Raw genomic sequence first — 19,997 nt, 5'->3', positions numbered from 1 at the left:
GGTTGTGGCAGGGGCCTTCGGTCACTTCTGTACTCCGCCCGGCTCGCACGGCCGGCTGAGCACCACGGAGGTCGTGGTCCGGCGACACTGCCGGGCGGAGGGCCTCCGACTCACCCCGGCCTGCCCAGGCCGGGGTCGCCGTCTGCTCACTTGCTGGTGGCGAGTTCCTTCTCGGCGGGCTTCGCCTGGGCCGGAACGGGCTTGGCGGGGCCGGCCGCCTCCTGGAACGCCTCGAAGGGCTTCTCCATCTCGGCCAGGCCGACGGTCTCGCGCTTGAGGAACATCGCGAGCGTCCAGTCGGTGAAGACCCGGACCTTGCGGTTCATGGTCGGCACCCGGCTGCCGTGGTACAGGCGGTGGAACCACCAGGCGGGACGGCCCTTCAGCTTGTACTTGCCGAAGAGGATCGCCACACCCTTGTGCAGGCCGAGACCGGCGACCGCACCGAGGTTCTTGTGCTTGTACTCCTTCTGCGGGAAGCCGCGCATCCCGGAGACCACGTTGTCGCCGAGCACGATGGCCTGGCGCACCGCGTGCTGGGCGTTCGGCGGGCACCAGGCGCCCTCGCCGACGGCGAGGTCGGGCACCTGGGCGTTGTCGCCGGCGGACCAGACGTAGTCGAAGCCCTGGACCTGGAGGGTCGGAGCGGTGTCCACGTGGCCGCGCGGGCCGAGCGGGAGGCCGAAGTTGGCCAGCACCGGGTTCGGCTTCACGCCCGCCGTCCACACGATGGTGGAGGCGTCGGCCTCGACGCCGTTCTTCAGCACGACGTGCTGGTCGACGCAGGACTCCATCGAGGTCTCGATGTAGATCTCGATGTTGCGCTCTTCGAGCTTCTCCTTGGTCCACAGACCGAGGTCCGGGCCCATCTCGGGGAGGATCCGGTTGGCCGCCTCGACGAGGATGAAGCGCATGTCGTCGCGGCTGACGGTCTTGTAGATCTTCGCCGCGTCGCGGGCCATGTCCTCGACCTCGGCGATGGTCTCGACGCCGGCGAAGCCGCCGCCGACCACCACGAAGGTGAGGGCCTTGCGCCGGATGTCCTCGTCCGTGGTGGACTCGGCCTTGTCCAGCTGCGCCATGACGTGGTTGCGGAGGCTGATCGCCTCCTCGACCGTCTTCATGCCGATGCCGTGCTCGGCCAGGCCGGGGATCGGGAAGGTGCGGGAGACCGAGCCGGTGGCCACGACGAGGTACTCGAAGGGCAGCTCGTAGGCGTCGCCGGCCGCGGGCTGGATGGTGGCGACCTTGCGGGCGTGGTCCACACCGGTGACCGCACCGGTGAGCACCTCCGCCTTCTTCAGGGCGCTGCGCAGCGGGGCGACGAGGTTGCGGGGCGCGACGTTGCCGCCGGCCGCCTCGGGAAGGAAGGGCAGGTACGTCATGTACGACCGCGGGTCGACGACCGTGACGGTCGCTTCGCCGTAGCGCATCTTCTTGAGGATGCGCATCGCGGCATACAGGCCGACGTAACCACCGCCGACGATAAGGATGCGAGGACGCTCCGTGGTGCTCATATCCGAAAGTATCCACCCCCCTCCGACCGGCACTTCGTGAGGCCCGTCACAAGCCTCTGGACACCCCCTGCTACACTGCGCGGCCACATTTCCGGCCGGTGGCCGCCGGCTCACGGCCGCCCCGGGGCCGGGGTGAGCCCGTGCGGGCATACGGTGCCGTTGAGCAGCAACGATCCCCGAGGGGCTGCGGTTCCCGTGCGGGATTTCGATTCCACCGGCCACCGGCGAGCACAGCCTGCGATCCGCTGGCTGCACCCGGAGGGGTGCCTTCGGTCCCACATATCGGACGGAGCGGGCATCCAGGTCCGACGAAAGACTGGCCCGCCATGTGAAGAAATTCACGAAGTTTCCCGCGACGCGCCGCACAGACCCCGGCCCCGGGCGCCGAGAGGGCGCTCCGGGGCCGGATTCGTAAGGACTGCAAGGGATCAGCGAGCAATACTCCAGGCGATCCCGTCCAGGATGTCGTGCTCGCTGACGACCACCTCGGCGGCGCCCGTCCGCTCCATGATCTCCAGCAGCACCAGCGCCCCGGCGCCGATCACGTCGACCCGGCCCGGGTGCATCACCGGGATCGCCGCCCGCTCGGCGTGGGTGGCGGCCAGCAGCCGCGCGGTCACCTCGCGGACCTGCCCGTAGGACAGCCGTGCGTGGTGGATGCGCTGCGAGTCGTACGCGGGCAGCTCCAGCGCGATCGCGGCCACCGTGGTGACCGTGCCGGCGAGGCCCACCAGGGTGGCCGCCTCGGTCAGCGGAACGGCCTCGGCGGCGGTGTCCAGCGCGGCGAGCACATCGGCCTTGGCGGCCTCGATCTGACCGGCCGTCGGCACCTCGGCACCGGCGAAGTGCCGCTCGGTCATCCGCACGCAGCCGATGTCCACCGAGCGGGCCGCCCGGACGTCCTGCGTGCCGAGCACGAACTCGGTCGAGCCGCCGCCCAGGTCGAAGACCAGGTAGGGCGCCTTGAAGTCCCCGCCGGCCAGCTCCTTGGTGGCGCCGGTGAAGGAGAGGTGGGCCTCCTCCTCGCCGCTGACCACCTGCGGGGTCACCCCGAGGATGCCGTGCACGCCCGCGGTGAACTCGGCGGCGTTCTCGGCGTCCCGCGAGGCGCTGGTGGCCACGAAGCGGGTCCGCTCGGGCCCGACCCCGTACCCGGCGATGACCTCGGCGTACTCGCGGCAGGCCGCGAAGGTCCGCTCCAACGCGTCGGGGTGCAGCCGGCCGGTGGCGTCCACACCCTGGCCGAGCCGGTTGATCACCATCCGGCGGTCGAGGTCGGTGATCTCCCCGGTGGCCGGGTCGAGATCGGCGACCAGCAGCCGGATGGAGTTGGTGCCGCAGTCGATCGCGGCGACCCGGGTGGCGGTCACGACTCCTCCTCCTGCTCCGCGCGGCGCTTCTTCTCGGCGCGCTCCGCGGTCAGCCGCTCCTTGGCCGCGATCACCTCGGCGTGGTCCTCGTCCTTGGCGCGGTTCCTGGCGACCCGCGCGCCGGCCGCCTCGACCTCGGCCGCGGAGACGCACGGGCCCTTGGCCCACCAGTCCTCCAGCATGCCGATCGCCTCGTCGCCGAGCGGGTTGACGCCGGGGCCGGCCGCGAGCGCGTGCCCGACCAGCACGTGCAGGCACTTCACCCGGTCCGGCATGCCGCCGGCGCTGGGGAAGCCCTCCAGCACCTCGATCGCGTCGCGCCGGGCGATGTAGTCCTCGTGGGCCCGCCGGTAGGCGGCGGCGAGCTCCGGGTCCTGCGCGAGCCGGGCGGTCTGGTCCTTCATCACGCCGTCGGCCTCCAGGGTGCCGATCAGCGAGGCGGCCCTCGGGCAGGTCAGGTAGTACAGGGTAGGGAAGGGGGTGCCGTCGGGCAGCCGCGGGGCGGTCTCGACGACGTCCGGGTTGCCGCACGGGCAGCGGTGCGCGACGCCGCGCAGGCCGCGCGGCACACGGCCGAGCTGGGCGGCGATGGCCGCCGTGTCGCGGTCGGCGTCGGTGGCCGCGGTGGCGTCGGGAAGCTCTTCAGAGGTCATGGGGTGCTGTCTTCGTGAGGGGCGGGGGCCTGGTCGGCCAGGTCGACCGAGTCCAGGACGGTGGTGTACCAGGGTTTGGCGGCCCGGACGGGGCCGGAGCCCAGGGCGTCGGCGGAGGCCGGCCCGCGGCCGGCGGGCGCCGACGGGTCGATCGAGACGAACGGCGTCTCACCCGGCATCGCGTAGTGCAGCCGCTCGCGGGCCTGCGCCTTCACGTACTCCGGGTCCTGCCAGCGGGCCTTCTCCCGGCGGAGCTCCTCCACCTGCTGGCGGGCGTGCTCGGCCCGGGCCCGCTGCGCCGCGATCTCGGAGCGCTGGCTGAGGAACTGCCGGGTGGGGTAGGCGAGTATCGCCACCAGCGAGCACAGGACGAGCACGAGCACGGTCGCGCGGCTGGTGAAGCGCGGACGCCCCGCCAGTCCCGGGATCTTCCACATCGCTCGTACCCCTCCTGCTCACGCCGGTGCCCCGGCCCCACCCTACGGGGTGGACACCGGGGCACCGGTCCAGCGGCCGTGTGTCAGCCGCGGGGTGTCAGCTCAGCCCTCGAACTTGAAGCGCGGGAACGCGCCGCGGCCCGCGTACTCGGCGGCGTCGTCGAGGATCTCCTCGATGCGCAGCAGCTGGTTGTACTTGGCGACGCGCTCGGAGCGGGCCGGGGCGCCGGTCTTGATCTGGCCGCAGTTGGTGGCGACGGCGAGGTCGGCGATGGTGACGTCCTCGGTCTCGCCGGAGCGGTGCGACATCATGCAGCGGTAGCCGTTGCGCTGGGCCAGCTCGACGGCGTCCAGGGTCTCGGTGAGCGAGCCGATCTGGTTCACCTTCACCAGCAGCGCGTTGGCGGTGCCGGTCTCGATGCCGCGGCGCAGGCGCTCCGGGTTGGTGACGAACAGGTCGTCACCGACCAGCTGGACCTTGTCGCCCAGCTTCTCGGTCATGGCCTTCCAGCCGTCCCAGTCCGACTCGTCCAGCGGGTCCTCGATGGAGACCAGCGGGTACGCGGCGACCAGCTCGGCGTAGTAGTCGATGAGCTCGGCGGAGGAGATCGCCTTGCCCTCGAAGGTGTAGGCGCCGTCGTTGTGGAACTCGGAGGAGGCGACGTCCAGGGCGAGCGCGACGTCCTTGCCCGGGGTGTAGCCGGCCTTCTTGATGGCCTCGACGATGAGGTCGAGCGCCTCGCGGTTGGAGTCCAGGTTCGGCGCGAAGCCGCCCTCGTCGCCGAGGCCGGTGGACAGGCCGCGCTCCTTCAGCACGCCCTTGAGCGTGTGGTAGACCTCGACGCCCCAGCGGACGGCCTCGGAGAAGGACTCCGCGCCGATCGGGGCGATCATGAACTCCTGGATGTCGACGTTGGAGTCCGCGTGCGAGCCGCCGTTGAGGATGTTCATCATCGGCACCGGCAGGACGTGCGCGTTCGGGCCGCCCAGGTAGCGGAAGAGCGGCAGGTCGCTGGCCTCGGAGGCGGCGTGCGCCACGGCGAGGGAGACGCCGAGGATCGCGTTGGCGCCGAGCGAGGACTTGTCCGGGGTGGCGTCCAGGTCGAGCATGGCCTGGTCGATCAGGCGCTGCTCGGTGGCGTCGTAGCCGACCAGCTCGGGGCCGATCTGCTCGATGACGGCGAGGACGGCCTTCTCCACGCCCTTGCCGAAGTAGCGGTTCTTGTCGCCGTCGCGGAGCTCCAGGGCCTCGAAGGCGCCGGTGGAGGCACCGGACGGGACAGCGGCACGACCGGTGCTGCCGTCGTCGAGGCCGACCTCGACCTCGACCGTGGGGTTGCCGCGGGAGTCGAGGATTTCGCGGGCTACGACGACATCAATGGACGGCACGAGGCATCTCCTAGCGGAAGCGGATGAGGGTCGTTACGACCAGAGCCTAGCCGCACGGGCCCGCCGGGCCATGCCGGGCATGGCCCTGTCTCACCGTGTGGCCCGACTACTCGCCGGTAGTTCACCTGGAGGACGGCAGCCGGGCCCGGCCGGGCCTCCCCGCCCCCGCGGGCGGCGGGGCGGGGAGGCGGTGGGCCGGGGCCGGTCCGGGCGGGCCCGGTGGGGCGTCAGCCGAGCCGCAGCTGCTGGCCGGGCAGGATCAGGTCGGGGTCGGCGCCCACCACCGCGCGGTTGGCCGCGTAGAGCTGCTCCCAGCCGCCCGGCAGCTGCCGGTCGGCGGCGATGCCCGACAGGGTGTCACCGGGCCGCACGGTGTAGTCCTCGCGGCCGACCTCGGGCAGCGGTACGGCCTGGAGGGTGCGTTCACCGCCGTCGGCGGTGTCGGCCGTGTCGGTGGCGTCCTCCGGCGCCGGGCGGTCCGCGGTACCGGCGTACCGCTGGTAGATCTCCCGGTGCGCGGTCCAGTACCAGCCGCCGTTCTTCGGGTACCAGTACACGGCCGCCTCGGCGTCCCAGCCGGCCTGGCCCGGGAACTGCGGGGCGCCGGCGGAGCGGGGGCCGCCGGTACTGCCGCCCTCGGCGGTGTCGGCCTTGGCGGGCGCGCCGCCGCGGGTCAGGCCGGCGCGTTTGGAGCAGACCGGCCACGCGCCGGGCCCCTGGGACGCGAGGACCTTCTCGGCGACGGCGATCTGCTGGCCCTTGGTGGCCAGGTGGGCGTAGGCCGCGTACCTGGTACCGCCGAAGCCGCGCCAGGTGCCGGCGGTGAACTGCAGTCCTCCGTAGAAGCCGTTGCCGGTGTTGATGCTCCAGTTCCCGCCGCTCTCGCACTGGGCGACCTTCTCCCAGGTGGACACCGGTGCGGCGGTCGCACCGGCGGCGGTGAGCAGCGGCAGGGCGAGGCCGGCGCCGGTGACGCCCGCGACGGCGACCGCCTTCTGGGCGGAGGTGCGGCGGCGGTGGCGGCCAGGTCCGGTGAAGAGCATGGGTTGTCCCTCTCCGAACGCCTGCGAGGTGAGCTGTCGGGTTCGGACCGGGAGGCGTGGCCCGGCCGCGGGGAGCAGGAGGGGACCTGCTGACGCGGCTTCACCCCTAGCCGTGGGGACGGCGACGAACGTGGTTCCCCCGCCCCTGTCCTGGGTCTTGTCCGGTGTGTCGGTGCGCGGTGGACAGGATTCGGCGTTCCGCGACCGAGGCCCGCCGGTGCAGGCCGATCCGGAGAGTAGGCAGATCGAACGACCAATCACAAGCTCATATCGCCGATATCACGCAAGAATTACGACGCCGCGATTATCGCCCACGAACGAAACCGATTTGTCCGGTTTGACGGGCATTCGGGGACCCGGCGACACGCACCGCACCGACACGCCGTCAGCTGGTCCGGCCGGGTGCCCCGCCCCGGTCGCCGGGTCACCTCCCGGACGGCGTGAAGGAGACCGGGAGCTCGCGCAGCCCGCGCATGATCAGGCCGCCCCGCCAGCGCAGCTCGGCCGGGTCGGCGGCGAGCTCCAGGTCGGGCAGCCGGGTCAGCAGGGTGGCCAGCGCCGCCCGGCCCTCGAGCCGGGCCAGCGGGGCGCCGATGCAGTAGTGGATGCCGTGGCCGAACCCGAGGTGCGGGTTGTCGGTGCGGGCCAGGTCCAGGGTGTTCTCGTCGGAGAAGCGCGCCGGGTCGCGGTCGGCCGCGGCCAGCACCACCAGCACCGGGTCGCCGACCGGGATGTCCGTGCCGCCGATGGTCAGCGGCCGGGTGGCGAACCGCCAGGTGGCCAGCTCCACCGGACCGTCGTAGCGCAGCAGCTCCTCGATCCCGGTCTCCAGCAGCCCGCTCTCCCCGAGCGCCACCGACTCCTGCAGCAGTGCCCGCTGCCCGGGGTTGCGCAGCAGCGCGTACAGACCGTTGCCGATCAGGTTGACCGTGGTCTCGAAGCCGGCGAAGAGCAGGATGAAGGCCATCGCCGCGGCCTCGTTCTCGGTCAGGTGCTCGCCGTGGTCGCTGGCCCGGATCAGCCCGGAGATCAGGTCGTCGCCGAGGTCGGCGCGCTTGCGGTGGATCAGCTCGGCCAGGTAGCCGCGGATCTTCTTCACGGCCCGGCCGACGCCGCCGCGCCGGCCGGCGTGGTGTCGGATCATCATGCCGGCCCAGTCGCGGAAGTCGTCCTGGTCCTCGGCCGGCACGCCGAGCAGGTCGCAGATCGCGTAGATCGGCAGCGGGAAGGCGAACTCGTGGATCAGGTCGGCGGTGCCCCGCTCGGCGAAGGAGTCGATCAGCCGGTCGGTGAGCTGCTGCACCCGCGGCGCGAACTCCGCCACCCGGCGCGGGGTGAACGCCTTTGACACCAGCCGCCGCAGCCGGGTGTGGTCCGGCGGGTCGATGTTCAGCAGGTGGGTCATCAGGTCGGCCTGGCGCTCCCCCGGGATGCCGACCCGCCCGGTGCGGTGCGCCTGCTCGCTGTGGTGCACCGGGTTCTTGGAGAGCCGGGCGTCGGCGAGCGCCTGCCGGGCGTCCGCGTACCGGGTGACCAGCCACGCCTCCACCCCGCTCGGCAGGGTAGTGCGGTGCACCGGCGCGTGCTCGCGCAGCCATGCGTACGCGGGGTAGGGGTCGGCCGCGAACTCCCACGTGAAGAGCTCGGGCCGGTGGGTCTGGGGGGTGTCCGGCATGTTCCAGACCGTATCTTGACCCGGTCGGGCGTGAGTCTGGTCACCTGGGGGGTAATCCCTGTTGCGGAGGGTCGCGGGGTGCCTACCATCCTCCGATAACCGTGGTGACGGCCGTGCGGTGCCGTTCGCGGGGGACGCTCAAGGAGGAGCAGGCCATGCGAGTAGCCGGGGCAGTGGTGGTCATCGCGGTACTCAGCGGGGGCGACGGCGGCGACCTGGCCCGGCGTTTCGCCGCCGCGGGTGCCAGGGGGATGCTCGTCGCCGACCTCCGCCCCGGCGTCGCCGAGGACCTCGCGACCGAGCTCGACCGGCCGGGCTGCCCGGTGGTCGGCGTCAGCGGCGACGTCCACCAGCCCAGCGACATCGCCGCCCTGGTGGCCACCGCCGCCAAGCACCTCGGCCCGATCGACCTGTTCGCGGTCGCCGGCCCGCACGGCGAGCGGATCGTCCCGCTGGCCGAGCTGCCCGGCCACCTCGACCCGCTGGCCGAGCTGCTCGCCCTGGTCGGCGAGGCGATCGGCGAGGTCGTCCCGCCGCAGCGTCAGCCGCTCAGCCCCTCCGCGGCCCGCACCGCCGCACGGTAGCGGCGGGCCGCCGCGCGCAGCGCCGCGTCCACGTCGATCCCCGCGTCGTGGCCGCGCTGCGCCACCGCGAGCAGCAGCTCCCCGGCGCTGTCCGCGGTCAGCTCGCCGGGCAGCTCGTACGGGGCGTCCGGCACGGCGGTGAAGCCGGCCCGGCGGACCCGGGAGACCAGCTTCGCGGCGTACGCCAGCGCCGGCAGCCCGGCGGGCACGCCGTCGAGCACCGAATCGCGCTGCTTCTCGGCGGCCTTGAGCTCCTCCCAGTTGGCCTCCACCTGGGCCGACCCCTCCGCCCGGACGTCGCCGAAGACGTGCGGGTGGCGGTACATCAGCTTCTCCACGATGTCGCCGGCCACGTCGTCGACGGAGAACGGGTCGTCCGGGTGCTCCTCGGCGATCCGGGAGTGGAAGAAGACCTGGAGGAGCACGTCGCCGAGCTCCTCCCGGAGGGTCGCGCGGTCACCCTCCTCGATCGCCTCGACCAGCTCGAAGGCCTCCTCCACCAGGTACTTCACCAGCGTCTCGTGGGTCTGCTCGGCGTCCCAGGGGCAGCCGCCGGGCGAGCGCAGCCGGTCCATCACCGAGGCGAGGTCCAGCAGCCGCGCCCCCGGCAGGTCGTAGGAGCCGGGCAGCAGTTCGATCTCCGGTACGGCGCCGGCCTCCTCCACGGCGAGGCGGGCCAGCGCGTCGGTGAGGCCCGGGTCGCCGTCCGGGCTGCCGAGGAACACCACGGGCGAGGCCTCGACCAGCAGCCGGGCGAGCGCCGGCGCGGAGGCCCGCTCGACGATCTCCGCCTCGACGCCGGCCTGGCGCAGCGCGGGCAGCTGCGGGTGGGACGGGTCGGCGGCCAGCACCCGGCCGGCCGAGCGCAGGGCCTCCCAGGCCGGCCAGGACAGCAGCCCGGGGGCGATCCGGTGGGTGGTGGTGAGCAGGATCAGCTTCGGAGTCTCCACACCCCGAACCTACCCTCCGGCGTCCGCCGCCCGCGGCCGTGTCCGGCCGCGGGAGCGGGGCGGGAAGGGCCGGTCAGGCGGTGGCGGGGCGCTGCGGCAGCCAGTCGGTGACCGCGTCCACCAGGGCGATCTGCTGCGGGTCCCAGCGGCCGTAGCGGGGGTTGATCTCGATCTTCAGGGCGGCGCCCGCCTCGGCCAGCGCCTTGCGCACGGCGGCGTCGCCCTGCGGGGTCTGCGCGTCCAGGCCCTGGGCGGCGGCGATCTTCCGGATACCCAGCTGCTGGCGGTAGAAGGCCGGGATGCCCGCGGCGTCCACGCCCTGGCGCAGCACCAGCGCGTGCTCCAGCGCCTGCTCGCCGCCGAGCATCGCGGCATCGGCCTGCCGCTGCTTGTCGATCTCCCCTGCGGTGACCGTCAGTCCGCGGTCGGCCAGCGCCCGGGCGATCACCCGGTCGAGGACGAGTTCGGCGACGGTGCGGCGGGCCAGGCCGTTCTCCTCGGGCCGGGCGCCGCCGGCGGCGGCCACCACGGTGGCGTCGCGCAGCGCGGTCACCTGCGCCTGGACGGTGGAGATCGGGATCCGCTCGCCGCCGACCACCGCCGCCGCGCCCTGGTGGGCCGGTGCGCCGCCGCATGCGGTGAGCACCGCGGCGGCGAGCAGGACGCCGGCCGCCGTACGGGCGGGCCGGTGGGCGGAGCGGGTGCGGATCACGTGGGGCCTCCCGGGCTGGGCTCCCCCGCCGGCGGCCGGCGGAGGTGCGGCTGGTGCGGTGTCCGATGGTTCTCCTGGCTGGAGTGAACAATAGGGAGCCCGCCCACCCGTTGCCCAGACCCCGTGCCCGGGACACCGCACCGCGCTCAGCGGCCCGCCGCGTACGGGTTGCCCGGGACGGGCGCCGGCGCCGGGGTCGGCGGGCCGAAGACCCGGGGGTCGCCGGGCGGCGGGGTGGCGGTGCGCCGGGTGCCGGCCTGCTCGACCAGGGCGCGCAGCCGCCGCACGTCCGGGTGGTGCGGGCCGTGCCGGCGCTCGGTGTCCAGCAGGAGTTCCAGCAGGGTGTGCCAGGCGCCGTCGTGGTCGCCGACGGCGGCGAGCAGCAGGCCGGTCCGCTCGCGGACCTCCAGGCCGTGCTCCGAGTCGGGCGGCAGCGCCGAGCCGAGCTCGCGGTACTCGGCGAGGGCCTCGGCGGTACGGCCGAGGCGCTCCAGGCAGCCGGCGGCGCGCCGCCGGTGGTCCAGGACGGCCGGGTCCCAGGCGCCCCGCTCGGCGGTGGCGGCGGCGGCGAGCAGCCGGTACTCGGGGAGGGCGTCGGCGTCCCGCCCCTCCTCCAGCAGGGTCCGGGCGTAGATCGTCCGGATGGTGTGCAGCAACGGGGCGCGCTCGCCGAGCTCGGCGGCCGCGCGGGGCAGCAGCCGGGCCGCGAGGGCGATGACCTCGGTGTGCCGGCGGGCGCCGACCAGGTCGGAGAGCCGGGCGCAGGCGGCGGTGAGGTCCTCGGCGGGCTCCCCGGGCCGGGCCGCGGGCGCCGGGGGTGTCGCCGGCCGGGCGGCGGGCACCGCGGGCATCAGGAGCGGCGCGGGCCCGGCGGGTGCCGGGGCGGCCGGGGCCGACCGGACGGCGGGTGCGGGGACGGGCCCGGCGCGGCGGGACGGCGGCTCGGGGTGGTGCGGGTGGCGGTAGGGCCGGGCCGGGTCGGGCAGCGCGCCGTAGGGCGGCTGGGGTGCGGCGAGGGCGGCGGGCAGCAGCGGCAGCAGCCGCTCGTGCACCTCGCCGGCGTCGGCGGGCCGCTCGGCGGGCTGCTTGGCGAGCAGGTCGAGGACGAGGCGTTCGAGCGGCGCGGGGACGTCCGGGCGCAGTTCCCGCAGCGGGGGCGGCGGCTGGTCGACGTGCAGGCGCAGCACCCCGAGCGCGGTCGGGGCGTCGAACGGCGTCCGGCCGGCCAGCATCTCGTGCAGCAGGCAGCCCAGCCCGTAGAGGTCGCTGCGCGGGTCGACGCCCGCGGCGAGGGCCTGCTCCGGCGCCATGTAGGCGGGGCTGCCGATCGGGGCGCCAGTGAGGGTGAGCCGGGTGGCGTCGGGGTCGAGGGCGGTGGCGATGCCGAGGTCGAGCAGGACGGCCCGGCCGTCGGGGCGGATCATCAGGTTGCTGGGCTTCAGGTCGCGGTGGACGACGGGGACGGCGTGCACCGCGGTGAGGGCCGCGCAGAGCTGGGCGGCGACCGCGACCGCGCTCGCGACGGGCAGCGGGCCCTCCTCGGCCAGCAGGTCGGCGAGGCTGACCCCGGGCACCCGCTGCATGACGAGGTAGAGCTCGCCGTCGTCGGTGCCCGCGTCGAAGACGGTGACCAGGCCGGGGTGGTCGAGGGCGGCGCTGACCCGGCACTCGCGCAGGAAGCGGCGGCGCAGCTCGTCGGCGCGGCTGCGGGTGGCGTCCTGGTCGCCGAACACGTCGGTGCGCAGCAGCTTGACGGCGACCGGCCGGTCGAGCCGGCGGTCGTGGCCGGCCCAGACCTGGCCCATCCCGCCGTGGCCGATCTTCGCGGTGAGCTCGTACCGGCCGTCGACGGCGCGCGGGCGGCTCACCGCCGCCCGTCCCCGGCCTGACGGCGCAGCAGCTCGCCGAGCTGCTGGAGGTCGTCGTTGGGGGCGGCCTGCGGCGGTGCGGGAACGGGTGCGGGCGCCGGTACGGGAACGGCGGGTGCGGGCACGAGCGTCGGGTGGCCCGGCGCGGGGTGGCCCGCTCCGGGCACGAGCGTCGGGTGGCCCGGCGCGGGGTGGCCCGCTCCGGGCACGAGCGTCGGGTGGCCCGGCGCGGGGTGGCCGGCGCCCGGCCAGGCGACGGGCACCGGCGCGGCCGGGCCGAACCAGAACCGCGGGGTGTCGGCCGCCAGGTAGTGCACCGGAGCACCGAGCCAGAGCGCCAGCAGGCACATCCCGCCGACCGTGCTGGCGGTGGTGGTCTCCTGGGAGCCGCTGGGCGTCAGGCCGAGCGCCACGTAGACGGTGAGCTGGACGAGGCCGGCCACCACCGCGCAGAGCACGTCGGCCGCGCGGCGCCGGCGGACGGCGAGCAGCACCGAGGGCACCATGCCGAGCAGGCCCAGCGTCAGCACCGGCACCAGGGCGACCAGGATGCGCTGCGGCAGCCGGAGCGGCCCGCGGCCAGGCGGACCGGACTGCCCGAACGGGTGGCCAGACATGCGTGCTCCTGTGCCGGATCGAGGGTACGCCGCACACCGTACCGTCACATGCCGCCCGAGGGCAGGCGGTTGTTCGTCCGGGGAGCGCCGGGGGCCGGGCCGGTGGTCAGCGCCCCGCCGGCCAGTCCGTCGGTGAGGCCCTGGGCGAGCGCGCGGCCGAGCGCGGCGGCCTGTGCGAGGGCGGCCTCGACCTCGGCGATCCGCCGCAGGGCGGCGCCGAGTTCGCGCTGCCGGGCGGGCGGGATCCGGGGCACCTCGACCCGGCGGACGTCGAGCCGCGAGGTGGTGGAGGCGTGGCTGGCGGCCCGCCGGGCGCTGCCGGTGGCCCGCAGCACCCCGGCCAGGTAGTCGGGGTCGAGCTGGTCCGGGTCGGGCCGCAGCAGGTGCACCCGGGGGCCGGCGGCGGCGCCGTCGAGCGGGCCGCCGGGCCGCACCACGCGGGCCGTGCCGCCGCCGAGGGCCGGCACGAGCACGTCCCCCGGGCGGGTCGTGATGCCGGCCGCCCCGCGCGGGACGGTGCCGCTCGGCGGGCCGCCGGCGAGCAGGTCCTGGTCGGTGAGCAGGGGGACGTCGCCGGGTCCGCCGGCCGGCCCGGCGGGGGCGCCGGTGTGCAGCTCCAGGGCGCCGGCGCGGGCGAGTTCGCCGATCGTGACGACGGGCGGCGCGGCGGGCGGGTGGACGGCGGCGACCTCGGGCAGGACCGCGTCCAGGTCGGCCAGCGGGGCCAGCAGTTCGGCGAGCCGGCCCCGCAGGTGCTGCAGTTCGTCGCCCCCGGCGGGCGCGGCCGGCACGTGGCGGGCCGGTGACAGGTCGGTCTCGTCGTCGAGCAGGTCGAGCGCGGCGACCGCGCGGTGGACGCCGGGGCGGTCGGCGGACACCGGCCCGCCGGACCGCGCGGCCCGGTCGAAGGCCTGCCAGGCGTCCAGCACCGTCCGGTGCAGGGCCGGCCAGTCGATGCGCTCGCGCCCGCCCTCGGCAGCGGGGTGGGCGGCGGCCGCGTCCAGCAGCAGCACCTGGCGGAAGCCGTCGTCCGGCCGGGGGCCGCGCAGCACCCACAGGTGCAGCGGCACGCCGTACGGGGGCGCGGCGCCGGCCGGCAGCGCGACCACCGCGCGCAGGGCGCCGGAACGGACCAGTTCGGCGCGGATCCGCCGGCCGGCCCGCCGGGAGGCGACCGCGGGCGGCAGCAGCAGGGCGGCGAGGCCGCCGGGCCGGGTGCGGGCCAGGCAGTGCAGTACCCAGGCGAGCTCGGACTCGCCGCGCGGCGGGACGAGGCCGCCGGGCCAGCGCGGGTCGTACTGGAGCTCGTCGTGGCCCCAGTCCCGCTCGTTGTAGGGCGGCTGGCAGAGCACGGCGTCGGCGGCGAGGCCGGGGTGGGCGTCGGCGCGCAGCGCGTCGCCGGCGCGCAGGTCGAGGGCGAGCGGGCCGGCCACGCCGGCGGGGGTGTGCAGGGCGAGCCGGAGCAGGGCGAGTGCGGCGTGCACCGGATCGAGGTCCTGGCCGCGGCGGTCGGCGCCCGGGTCGGCGGCGAGCAGCAGCGCGCCGAGCCCGCAGGCCGGGTCGAGCACCGTGCCGGGGCTCCCGGCCAGCGCGGCGAGCAGCGCGGCGGCCTCCGGCGGGGTCGGGCTGAGCTGGCGGGTGTTGGCCTCGGCGTGCCGGGTGAGCAGTTGCTCGAAGGCGGCGGCCGGGGTCCGTTCGGCGGCGAGGCGGGCGAGCAGCCGGGCGAGGTCGAGCTCGGTGGAGCCGGCGAGGGCGGACAGCCCGAGCAGGGCGGTGCCGTCCGGGCCGAGGGCGTTCTCGGCGCTGCGGCGGACGGCGCGGGGCAGCGCGGTGGCGAGCCGGGTGTCACCCTCGCCGTGCAGGTCCTGCCAGGCGGCCGGGTCGCGGTGCAGCAGCAGGAGGAGGGCGCCGGCGCCGGTGAGCGGGGCGGCGGGGTGGCCGGCCGGGTCGCGGAGGGTCTCCAGCTTCTGCCAGGCCTGTTCCAGCACCGGGAGTTCGGCGATCTTGCCCTGGGCGCGGAGCCAGCGCTCCACCTCGTCCAGCCGGAACGCCGGGCTGGCGTCGGTGCCGCCGCAGGGGCGCGGGAAGTCGGGGTGCCGTCGGCGCCAGTTGGAGACGGCGGCGCGGCCGACCCCGGCCAGCCGGGCGATCTCGGCGGCGGTCACCTCGGGACGGTCCGGCATCGGGGCTCCTTCGGCGCGTCGGTGTGGCCGCCAGCATAGCCGCGTGCAAACCCTCTCCGTTCACACGTGAACAGAGAGGTTTCATGAATTGCTGTTGACAGAGTTCACAGTGCAGTGCTGGGATGGCTCCATCGCCGAACGGCCCGGGGCCGCGGCGAACCAACGCGACACATCAGGGGGTTCACACCATGAAGCGCTCCACCGCCACCGCCCGCCGCTCCGCCGCCCTGCTGCTCGGCACCGCACTGGTCGCCCTCGGCGCCACCGCCTGCAACACGACCGGGGCGTCGGTCTCCACCGAGGCCAAGCAGCCGGCCGCGGCCGCGCCCTCCGGCGCAGGATCCGCCGCCGCCGGCAGCGGCAAGCAGGCCGCCGGTGCGGCCAAGGTCGGCGACACCATCGCCCTCAAGGGCTTCGACAAGGGCAGCACCGCCGACGTCACCGTGGTCAAGGTGGTCGACAACGCCGAGGGCGAGGACGAGTTCACCAAGCCGGCCGACGGCAAGCGCTTCGTCGCCGTCCAGTTCCGGATCAGGGCGACCGGCGCCAAGGCCTACAGCGACGCCCCCGCCAACAGCGCCAAGCTGCTGGACGGCCAGGGCCAGTCCTTCGGCCCGAGCTTCTTCGACACCAAGGCGGGCCAGGGCTTCTCCGGCGCCGTGACCATCGCCCCCGGGGAGAGCGGCCTCGGCTTCCTCACCTTCGAGGTCCCCAAGGACACCCGGCTCGAGAAGGTCCAGTTCACCCTGGACAGCGGCATGGCCGACCAGACCGGCCAGTGGAAGCTCTCCTGATCCGGCCGGCGGCCGCCGGACCGCAGAACGACGGAGCCGGGCCCCGCTCCGCCCCGTCGGGGGGCGGGGCGGAGCCCGGCCGGTGAGTCGGCGTCAGCGGCGGGGGCCCGCCAGGTCGTCGAACATGGTGGTGAGGAACTCGGTGCACCAGGCGAGCAGGTCGCGGCCGAGCAGCGGCTTGCCGCCGATCCGGCCGCCGCTGACCGGGCGGGGCACCAGCAGCTGGGAGGTGGCCGCCTTGATCTGGGTGCGCGGGTAGAGGCGGTTGAGGCGCAGCTCCTGGGACTCGCGCAGCTCCACCGGCCCGAACCGGACGGCATTGCCCTGCAGGGTGATGTCGGCGATGCCGCAGCGCCGGGCGTACAACCGCAGGCCCGCCACCATCAGCAGGTTCTCCACCGGCTCCGGCAGCTTGCCGTAGCGGTCGGTGAGCTCCTCCCGGACGTGGACGATGTCCTCCTCCGAGTTGACCGCGGCGATCGAGCGGTACGCCTGGAGCCGCAGCCGCTCGCCGGGCGCGTAGTCGTGCGGCACGTGCGCGTCGACCGGCAGCTCGATCTTGACCTCCAGCGGCTCCTCCTCCGGCTCGCCGCCGCCCGCCAGCTGCTCGCGGAACTCCGCGACCGCCTCGCCGACCATCCGCATGTAGAGGTCGAAGCCGACGCCCGCGATGTGGCCGGACTGCTCGCCGCCGAGCAGGTTGCCGGCGCCGCGGATCTCCAGGTCCTTCATGGCGACGTACATGCCGGCGCCCATCTCGGTGTGCTGGGCGATGGTCGCCAGGCGCTCGTGGGCGGTCTCGGTGAGCGGCTTCTCCGGCGGGTACAGCATGTAGGCGTAGCCGCGCTCGCGGCCGCGGCCGACCCGGCCGCGCAGCTGGTGCAGCTGGGAGAGGCCGAAGGTGTCGCCGCGCTCCACGATCAGGGTGTTGGCGTTGGAGATGTCGATGCCGGACTCGACGATCGTCGTCGACACCAGGACGTCGAACTCCTTCTCCCAGAAGTCGACGACGACCTTCTCCAGCTGGGTCTCGCCCATCTGGCCGTGCGCGGTGGCGACCCGCGCCTCGGGGACGAGGTCCTTCAGCCGGGCGGCCGCCTTGTCGATCGACTCGACCCGGTTGTGGATGTAGAACACCTGTCCCTCGCGCAGGAGTTCACGGCGGACGGCGGCGGCGATCTGCTTCTCGTCGTACGGGCCGACGAAGGTCAGCACCGGGTGCCGCTCCTCCGGCGGGGTGGTGATGGTCGACATCTCGCGGATGCCGGTGACCGCCATCTCCAGGGTGCGCGGGATCGGCGTCGCCGACATGGTCAGCACGTCGACGTTGGCCCGCAGCTTCTTCAGCTGCTCCTTGTGCTCGACGCCGAAGCGCTGCTCCTCGTCGACGATGACCAGGCCGAGGTCCTTGAACCGGGTCTCCGAGGAGAACAGCCGGTGGGTGCCGATGACCACGTCCACCGAACCCTCGAACAGCCCCTCCAGCACGGCCTTCGCCTCGCTGTCGGTCTGGAACCGGGACAGCGCCTTCACCACCACCGGGAAGTTGGCGTACCGCTCGGCGAAGGTGGAGAAGTGCTGCTGGACCAGGAGCGTGGTCGGCACCAGCACGGCCACCTGCTTGCCGTCCTGCACCGCCTTGAACGCCGCCCGCACCGCGATCTCGGTCTTGCCGTAGCCGACGTCGCCGCAGATCAGCCGGTCCATCGGGACGGACTTCTCCATGTCCGCCTTGACCTCGCCGATGGTGGTCAGCTGGTCCGGGGTCTCCGCGTACGGGAAGGCGTCCTCCAGCTCGCGCTGCCACGGGGTGTCCGGGCCGAACGCGTGGCCGGGGGCGGCCATCCGCGCCGAGTAGAGCTTGATCAGGTCGGCCGCGATCTCCTTGACCGCCTTCTTGGCGCGCTGCTTGGTCTTCGCCCAGTCCGCGCCGCCGAGCCGGTGCAGGGTCGGGGCCTCGCCGCCGACGTACTTGGTGACCTGGTCGAGCTGGTCGGTCGGCACGAACAGCCGGTCGCCCGGGTGGCCCCGCTTGGCGGGCGCGTACTCCAGCACCAGGTACTCGCGGGTGGCGCCCTGCACGGTGCGCTGCACCATCTCCACGTACCGGCCGACGCCGTGCTGCTCGTGCACCACGTAGTCGCCGGCGGCCAGCGCCAGCGGGTCGATCGCGTTGCGGCGGCGGGACGGCATCCGGCGCATGTCCTTGGTGGAGGACTTCTGGCCGGACAGGTCGGTCTCGGTGATCACGGTGAGCTTCAGCGCCTCGTCGACGAAGCCGTGCTCGATCGATCCGCAGGACACGTACACCACGTCCCGGGTGGGCGCCTCGGCGAGGTCGGCGACCAGTCGGGCCGGGATGCCCTCGCCGGACAGCACCTCGGCCAGCCGGGAGGCCGGTCCGTGGCCCTCCGTCACCATGACGACCCGCCAGTCGGCGTTCAGCCGCTCCTTGGCGTCCGCGATCGCCCGGGCGGTGTCCCCGCGGTACGCCTCGACGGCGTGCATCCCCAGCGTCAGGGTGTCGGCGTCGAACTCGAGGATCTCGCTGACCGAGGAGTCGCTGGTGGCGAACGGGCTCACCGCCCACCAGGGCAGCCCGATCCCGGCGGCGGGCGCGCGCACGGCCGCCAGCGACCAGAGCGAGGCCGCCGACACGTCGATCTCCTCGACGTCGATCGGCCGGTCGCCGCCGGCCGCCGCGGCCACCCAGGACGCCTGCAGGAACTCCTGGCTGGTCGCCACCAGGTCGGCCGCCCGGGTGCGGACCCGCTCCGGGTCGCAGACCACCGCGATCGAGCCCTGCGGCAGCACGTCGATCAGCAGCTCCATGTCGTCCACCAGGACGGGCGCGAGCGACTCCATGCCCTCGACCGCGATGCCCTCGGCGATCTTGTCCAGGATCTCGGCCAGACCCGGCTGCTCGGCGGCCAGTTCGGCGGCGCGCGCCCGCACCTCGTCGGTGAGCAGCAGCTCCCGGCAGGGCGGCGCCCACAGGCCGTGCTCGGCGATCTCCAGCGACCGCTGGTCGGCGACCTTGAAGTAGCGGATCTCCTCGACGTCGTCGCCCCAGAACTCCACCCGCAGCGGGTGCTCCTCGGTCGGCGGGAAGACGTCCAGGATGCCGCCGCGCACCGCGAACTCGCCGCGCTTCTCGACCAGCTCCACCCGGGCGTAGGCGGCCGCGGCCAGCCGGTGCGCCACCTCGTCCAGGTCGTACTGCTCGCCGCGCTGCAGCGCCACCGGCTCCAGCTCGGCCAGGCCCTTCACCTGCGGCTGGAGCACGCTGCGCACCGGCGCCACGATCACCTGCACCGGCCCGGCCGCGACATCGTCGGCCCGCGGGTGGACGATCCGGCGCAGCACCGCCAGGCGCCGGCCCACGGTGTCCGAGCGCGGCGAGAGCCGCTCGTGCGGCAGGGTCTCCCAGGCCGGGAACTCCGCCACCGCGTCCGGCGGCAGCAGCGAGCGCAGGCTCGCCGCCAGGTCCTCGGCCTCCCGGCCGGTGGCGGTCACGGCCAGCACGGGGCGGCCGAGCTCGCCGGCCTTCGCCGCCAGCGACCGGGCCAGCGCCGCGATCGCGAACGGGCGGGCCGCCGGCGGGCCCACCAGGTCGAGGTGCTGCCTGTGCCCCGTGGCCGCCGCCTCGATCGCCTCGGCGAGGGCGGCGTCCCGTACGACGACATCGAGCAGTCCGGACAGGCTCATGCTTGTTGGCTCCACGGCTGGAGTGGCCCGGCGCCGAGCGGTCGGCCGGGCAACGCGAACGGCCCGGTACGCGGTGCGCCCCGGGGGTATCCAGCCTACGCCGCACCCTGCGCCGGCACCCCGCGCACCGGGCCCGGCGCCCCGGTCGCGGAGCCGGAGGGACCGGGGCAGAACGTCAAGAACTCGACATACTCCTGTCACTGCCCGTCCATGGTGGCCGCGCAGAATGGATCACGTGCCCGCCGCACCCAACCGTGGGGGATGGCTGCAGCGGCGCCGTCGCATCCCGATGGGGGTCGGGAGTGCGAGGGCCGGACGACCCTGGGTGGGGGCGGCCGGCAGTTGTCGAGGGGGCGGGGCCCCCCGAGGCCGCGGGGGGGCGCCCCGGCGCGCGCCCCCCCCCCGCGACGGGGGCCGCCCCGGCGTACGGCGGTGCGGCGCAGCGCGCGGTGCCGCAGCGTACGCCGGTGCGGCCGCCCGCCGTGGCAGTGGGCCAC

15 protein-coding genes and 1 riboswitch are annotated in these 19,997 nt (G+C 74.7%); of the genes, 2 read left to right on the top strand and 13 right to left on the bottom strand.

Annotated features, from left to right (window positions below):
• Positions 1-146 precede the first annotated feature (146 nt).
• From ACFV0G_RS15145 to ACFV0G_RS15115, 7 genes are all read right to left on the bottom strand, one after another.
• Positions 147-1,517 (bottom strand): NAD(P)/FAD-dependent oxidoreductase, encoded by a 1,371-nt coding sequence (locus ACFV0G_RS15145; protein WP_380546706.1) that lies wholly within the window; start codon positions 1,515-1,517, stop codon positions 147-149.
• Between the two features lie 428 nt (positions 1,518-1,945).
• Entirely contained in the window at positions 1,946-2,887 is a 942-nt protein-coding gene (locus tag ACFV0G_RS15140; RefSeq protein ID WP_380546704.1) for an exopolyphosphatase, read from the bottom strand.
• The gene (locus ACFV0G_RS15135) at positions 2,884-3,540 is read right to left on the bottom strand and encodes a DUF501 domain-containing protein (protein WP_380546702.1); all 657 of its coding nucleotides are present in this window, start codon (positions 3,538-3,540) and stop codon (positions 2,884-2,886) included. The genes ACFV0G_RS15140 and ACFV0G_RS15135 overlap by 4 nt, the downstream gene beginning before the upstream one ends.
• On the bottom strand, positions 3,537-3,977 hold the full coding sequence (locus ACFV0G_RS15130) for a septum formation initiator family protein (RefSeq protein ID WP_380546700.1): 441 nt from the start codon (positions 3,975-3,977) through the stop codon (positions 3,537-3,539). The genes ACFV0G_RS15135 and ACFV0G_RS15130 overlap by 4 nt, the downstream gene beginning before the upstream one ends.
• Positions 3,978-4,079: 102 nt before the next feature.
• Positions 4,080-5,366, bottom strand: coding sequence for a phosphopyruvate hydratase (eno, locus tag ACFV0G_RS15125; protein ID WP_380546698.1), 1,287 nt, complete (start codon positions 5,364-5,366; stop codon positions 4,080-4,082).
• A 227-nt stretch (positions 5,367-5,593) separates the two neighbouring features.
• The gene (locus ACFV0G_RS15120) at positions 5,594-6,409 is read right to left on the bottom strand and encodes a transglycosylase family protein (RefSeq protein WP_380546696.1); all 816 of its coding nucleotides are present in this window, start codon (positions 6,407-6,409) and stop codon (positions 5,594-5,596) included.
• Positions 6,410-6,413: 4 nt separating this feature from the next.
• Positions 6,414-6,615, bottom strand: a riboswitch (cyclic di-AMP (ydaO/yuaA leader).
• A gap of 218 nt (positions 6,616-6,833) precedes the next feature.
• Positions 6,834-8,084 (bottom strand): cytochrome P450, encoded by a 1,251-nt coding sequence (locus ACFV0G_RS15115; protein WP_380546694.1) that lies wholly within the window; start codon positions 8,082-8,084, stop codon positions 6,834-6,836.
• A gap of 155 nt (positions 8,085-8,239) precedes the next feature.
• Between ACFV0G_RS15115 and ACFV0G_RS15110 the strand changes: the two genes are divergently transcribed.
• Positions 8,240-8,668 carry an SDR family NAD(P)-dependent oxidoreductase gene (locus ACFV0G_RS15110; RefSeq protein ID WP_380546692.1) on the top strand — a complete coding sequence of 143 codons (429 nt, stop codon included), beginning with the start codon at positions 8,240-8,242 and terminating at the stop codon, positions 8,666-8,668.
• On the opposite strand, the gene ACFV0G_RS15105 is transcribed toward ACFV0G_RS15110, so the two are convergent.
• The 5 genes from ACFV0G_RS15105 to ACFV0G_RS15085 form a co-directional block, all read right to left on the bottom strand.
• Positions 8,626-9,618, bottom strand: a complete 993-nt coding sequence (locus ACFV0G_RS15105; protein ID WP_380546690.1) for a MazG family protein — start codon at positions 9,616-9,618, stop codon at positions 8,626-8,628. The two genes, ACFV0G_RS15110 and ACFV0G_RS15105, sit on opposite strands and share 43 nt — an antisense overlap.
• A gap of 73 nt (positions 9,619-9,691) precedes the next feature.
• On the bottom strand, positions 9,692-10,330 hold the full coding sequence (locus ACFV0G_RS15100; RefSeq protein WP_380546687.1) for a hypothetical protein: 639 nt from the start codon (positions 10,328-10,330) through the stop codon (positions 9,692-9,694).
• 146 nt (positions 10,331-10,476) lie between these two features.
• Entirely contained in the window at positions 10,477-12,198 is a 1,722-nt protein-coding gene (locus ACFV0G_RS15095) for a serine/threonine-protein kinase (protein ID WP_380546685.1), read from the bottom strand.
• Complete coding sequence (locus ACFV0G_RS15090) at positions 12,195-12,815, bottom strand: hypothetical protein (RefSeq protein WP_380546683.1); 621 nt, start codon at positions 12,813-12,815, stop codon at positions 12,195-12,197. The genes ACFV0G_RS15095 and ACFV0G_RS15090 overlap by 4 nt, the downstream gene beginning before the upstream one ends.
• Positions 12,816-12,859: 44 nt before the next feature.
• Positions 12,860-14,998, bottom strand: coding sequence for an N-6 DNA methylase (locus tag ACFV0G_RS15085; RefSeq protein ID WP_380546681.1), 2,139 nt, complete (start codon positions 14,996-14,998; stop codon positions 12,860-12,862).
• Between the two features lie 188 nt (positions 14,999-15,186).
• On the opposite strand from ACFV0G_RS15085, the gene ACFV0G_RS15080 reads away from it, so the two are divergent.
• Positions 15,187-15,792: a DUF4352 domain-containing protein gene (locus ACFV0G_RS15080; RefSeq protein WP_380546678.1), complete on the top strand. Its 606-nt coding sequence runs from the start codon at positions 15,187-15,189 to the stop codon at positions 15,790-15,792.
• Between the two features lie 93 nt (positions 15,793-15,885).
• Here ACFV0G_RS15080 and mfd read toward each other — a convergent pair whose 3' ends face one another.
• Positions 15,886-19,500 carry a transcription-repair coupling factor gene (mfd, locus tag ACFV0G_RS15075; RefSeq protein ID WP_380546676.1) on the bottom strand — a complete coding sequence of 1,205 codons (3,615 nt, stop codon included), beginning with the start codon at positions 19,498-19,500 and terminating at the stop codon, positions 15,886-15,888.
• Positions 19,501-19,997: the final 497 nt, after the last annotated feature.

It is taken from the genome of Kitasatospora sp. NPDC059571 (assembly GCF_042735675.1).
Taxonomy (GTDB): Bacteria; Actinomycetota; Actinomycetes; order Streptomycetales; family Streptomycetaceae; genus Kitasatospora.
This window is presented reverse-complemented; position numbering and strand designations above follow the sequence as displayed.

Bases quoted from the DNA above. Each gene is read 5' to 3' on its own strand.
- ACFV0G_RS15130 (WP_380546700.1), bottom strand. From the start codon at position 3,977: ATGTGGAAGATCCCGGGACTGGCGGGGCGTCCGCGCTTCACCAGCCGC.
- ACFV0G_RS15080 (WP_380546678.1), top strand. From the start codon at position 15,187: ATGAAGCGCTCCACCGCCACCGCCCGCCGCTCCGCCGCCCTGCTGCTC.
- ACFV0G_RS15135 (WP_380546702.1), bottom strand. From the start codon at position 3,540: ATGACCTCTGAAGAGCTTCCCGACGCCACCGCGGCCACCGACGCCGAC.
- ACFV0G_RS15090 (WP_380546683.1), bottom strand. From the start codon at position 12,815: ATGTCTGGCCACCCGTTCGGGCAGTCCGGTCCGCCTGGCCGCGGGCCG.
- ACFV0G_RS15110 (WP_380546692.1), top strand. From the start codon at position 8,240: ATGCGAGTAGCCGGGGCAGTGGTGGTCATCGCGGTACTCAGCGGGGGC.
- ACFV0G_RS15115 (WP_380546694.1), bottom strand. From the start codon at position 8,084: ATGCCGGACACCCCCCAGACCCACCGGCCCGAGCTCTTCACGTGGGAG.
- mfd (WP_380546676.1), bottom strand. From the start codon at position 19,500: ATGAGCCTGTCCGGACTGCTCGATGTCGTCGTACGGGACGCCGCCCTC.
- ACFV0G_RS15085 (WP_380546681.1), bottom strand. From the start codon at position 14,998: ATGCCGGACCGTCCCGAGGTGACCGCCGCCGAGATCGCCCGGCTGGCC.
- ACFV0G_RS15145 (WP_380546706.1), bottom strand. From the start codon at position 1,517: ATGAGCACCACGGAGCGTCCTCGCATCCTTATCGTCGGCGGTGGTTAC.
- ACFV0G_RS15120 (WP_380546696.1), bottom strand. From the start codon at position 6,409: ATGCTCTTCACCGGACCTGGCCGCCACCGCCGCCGCACCTCCGCCCAG.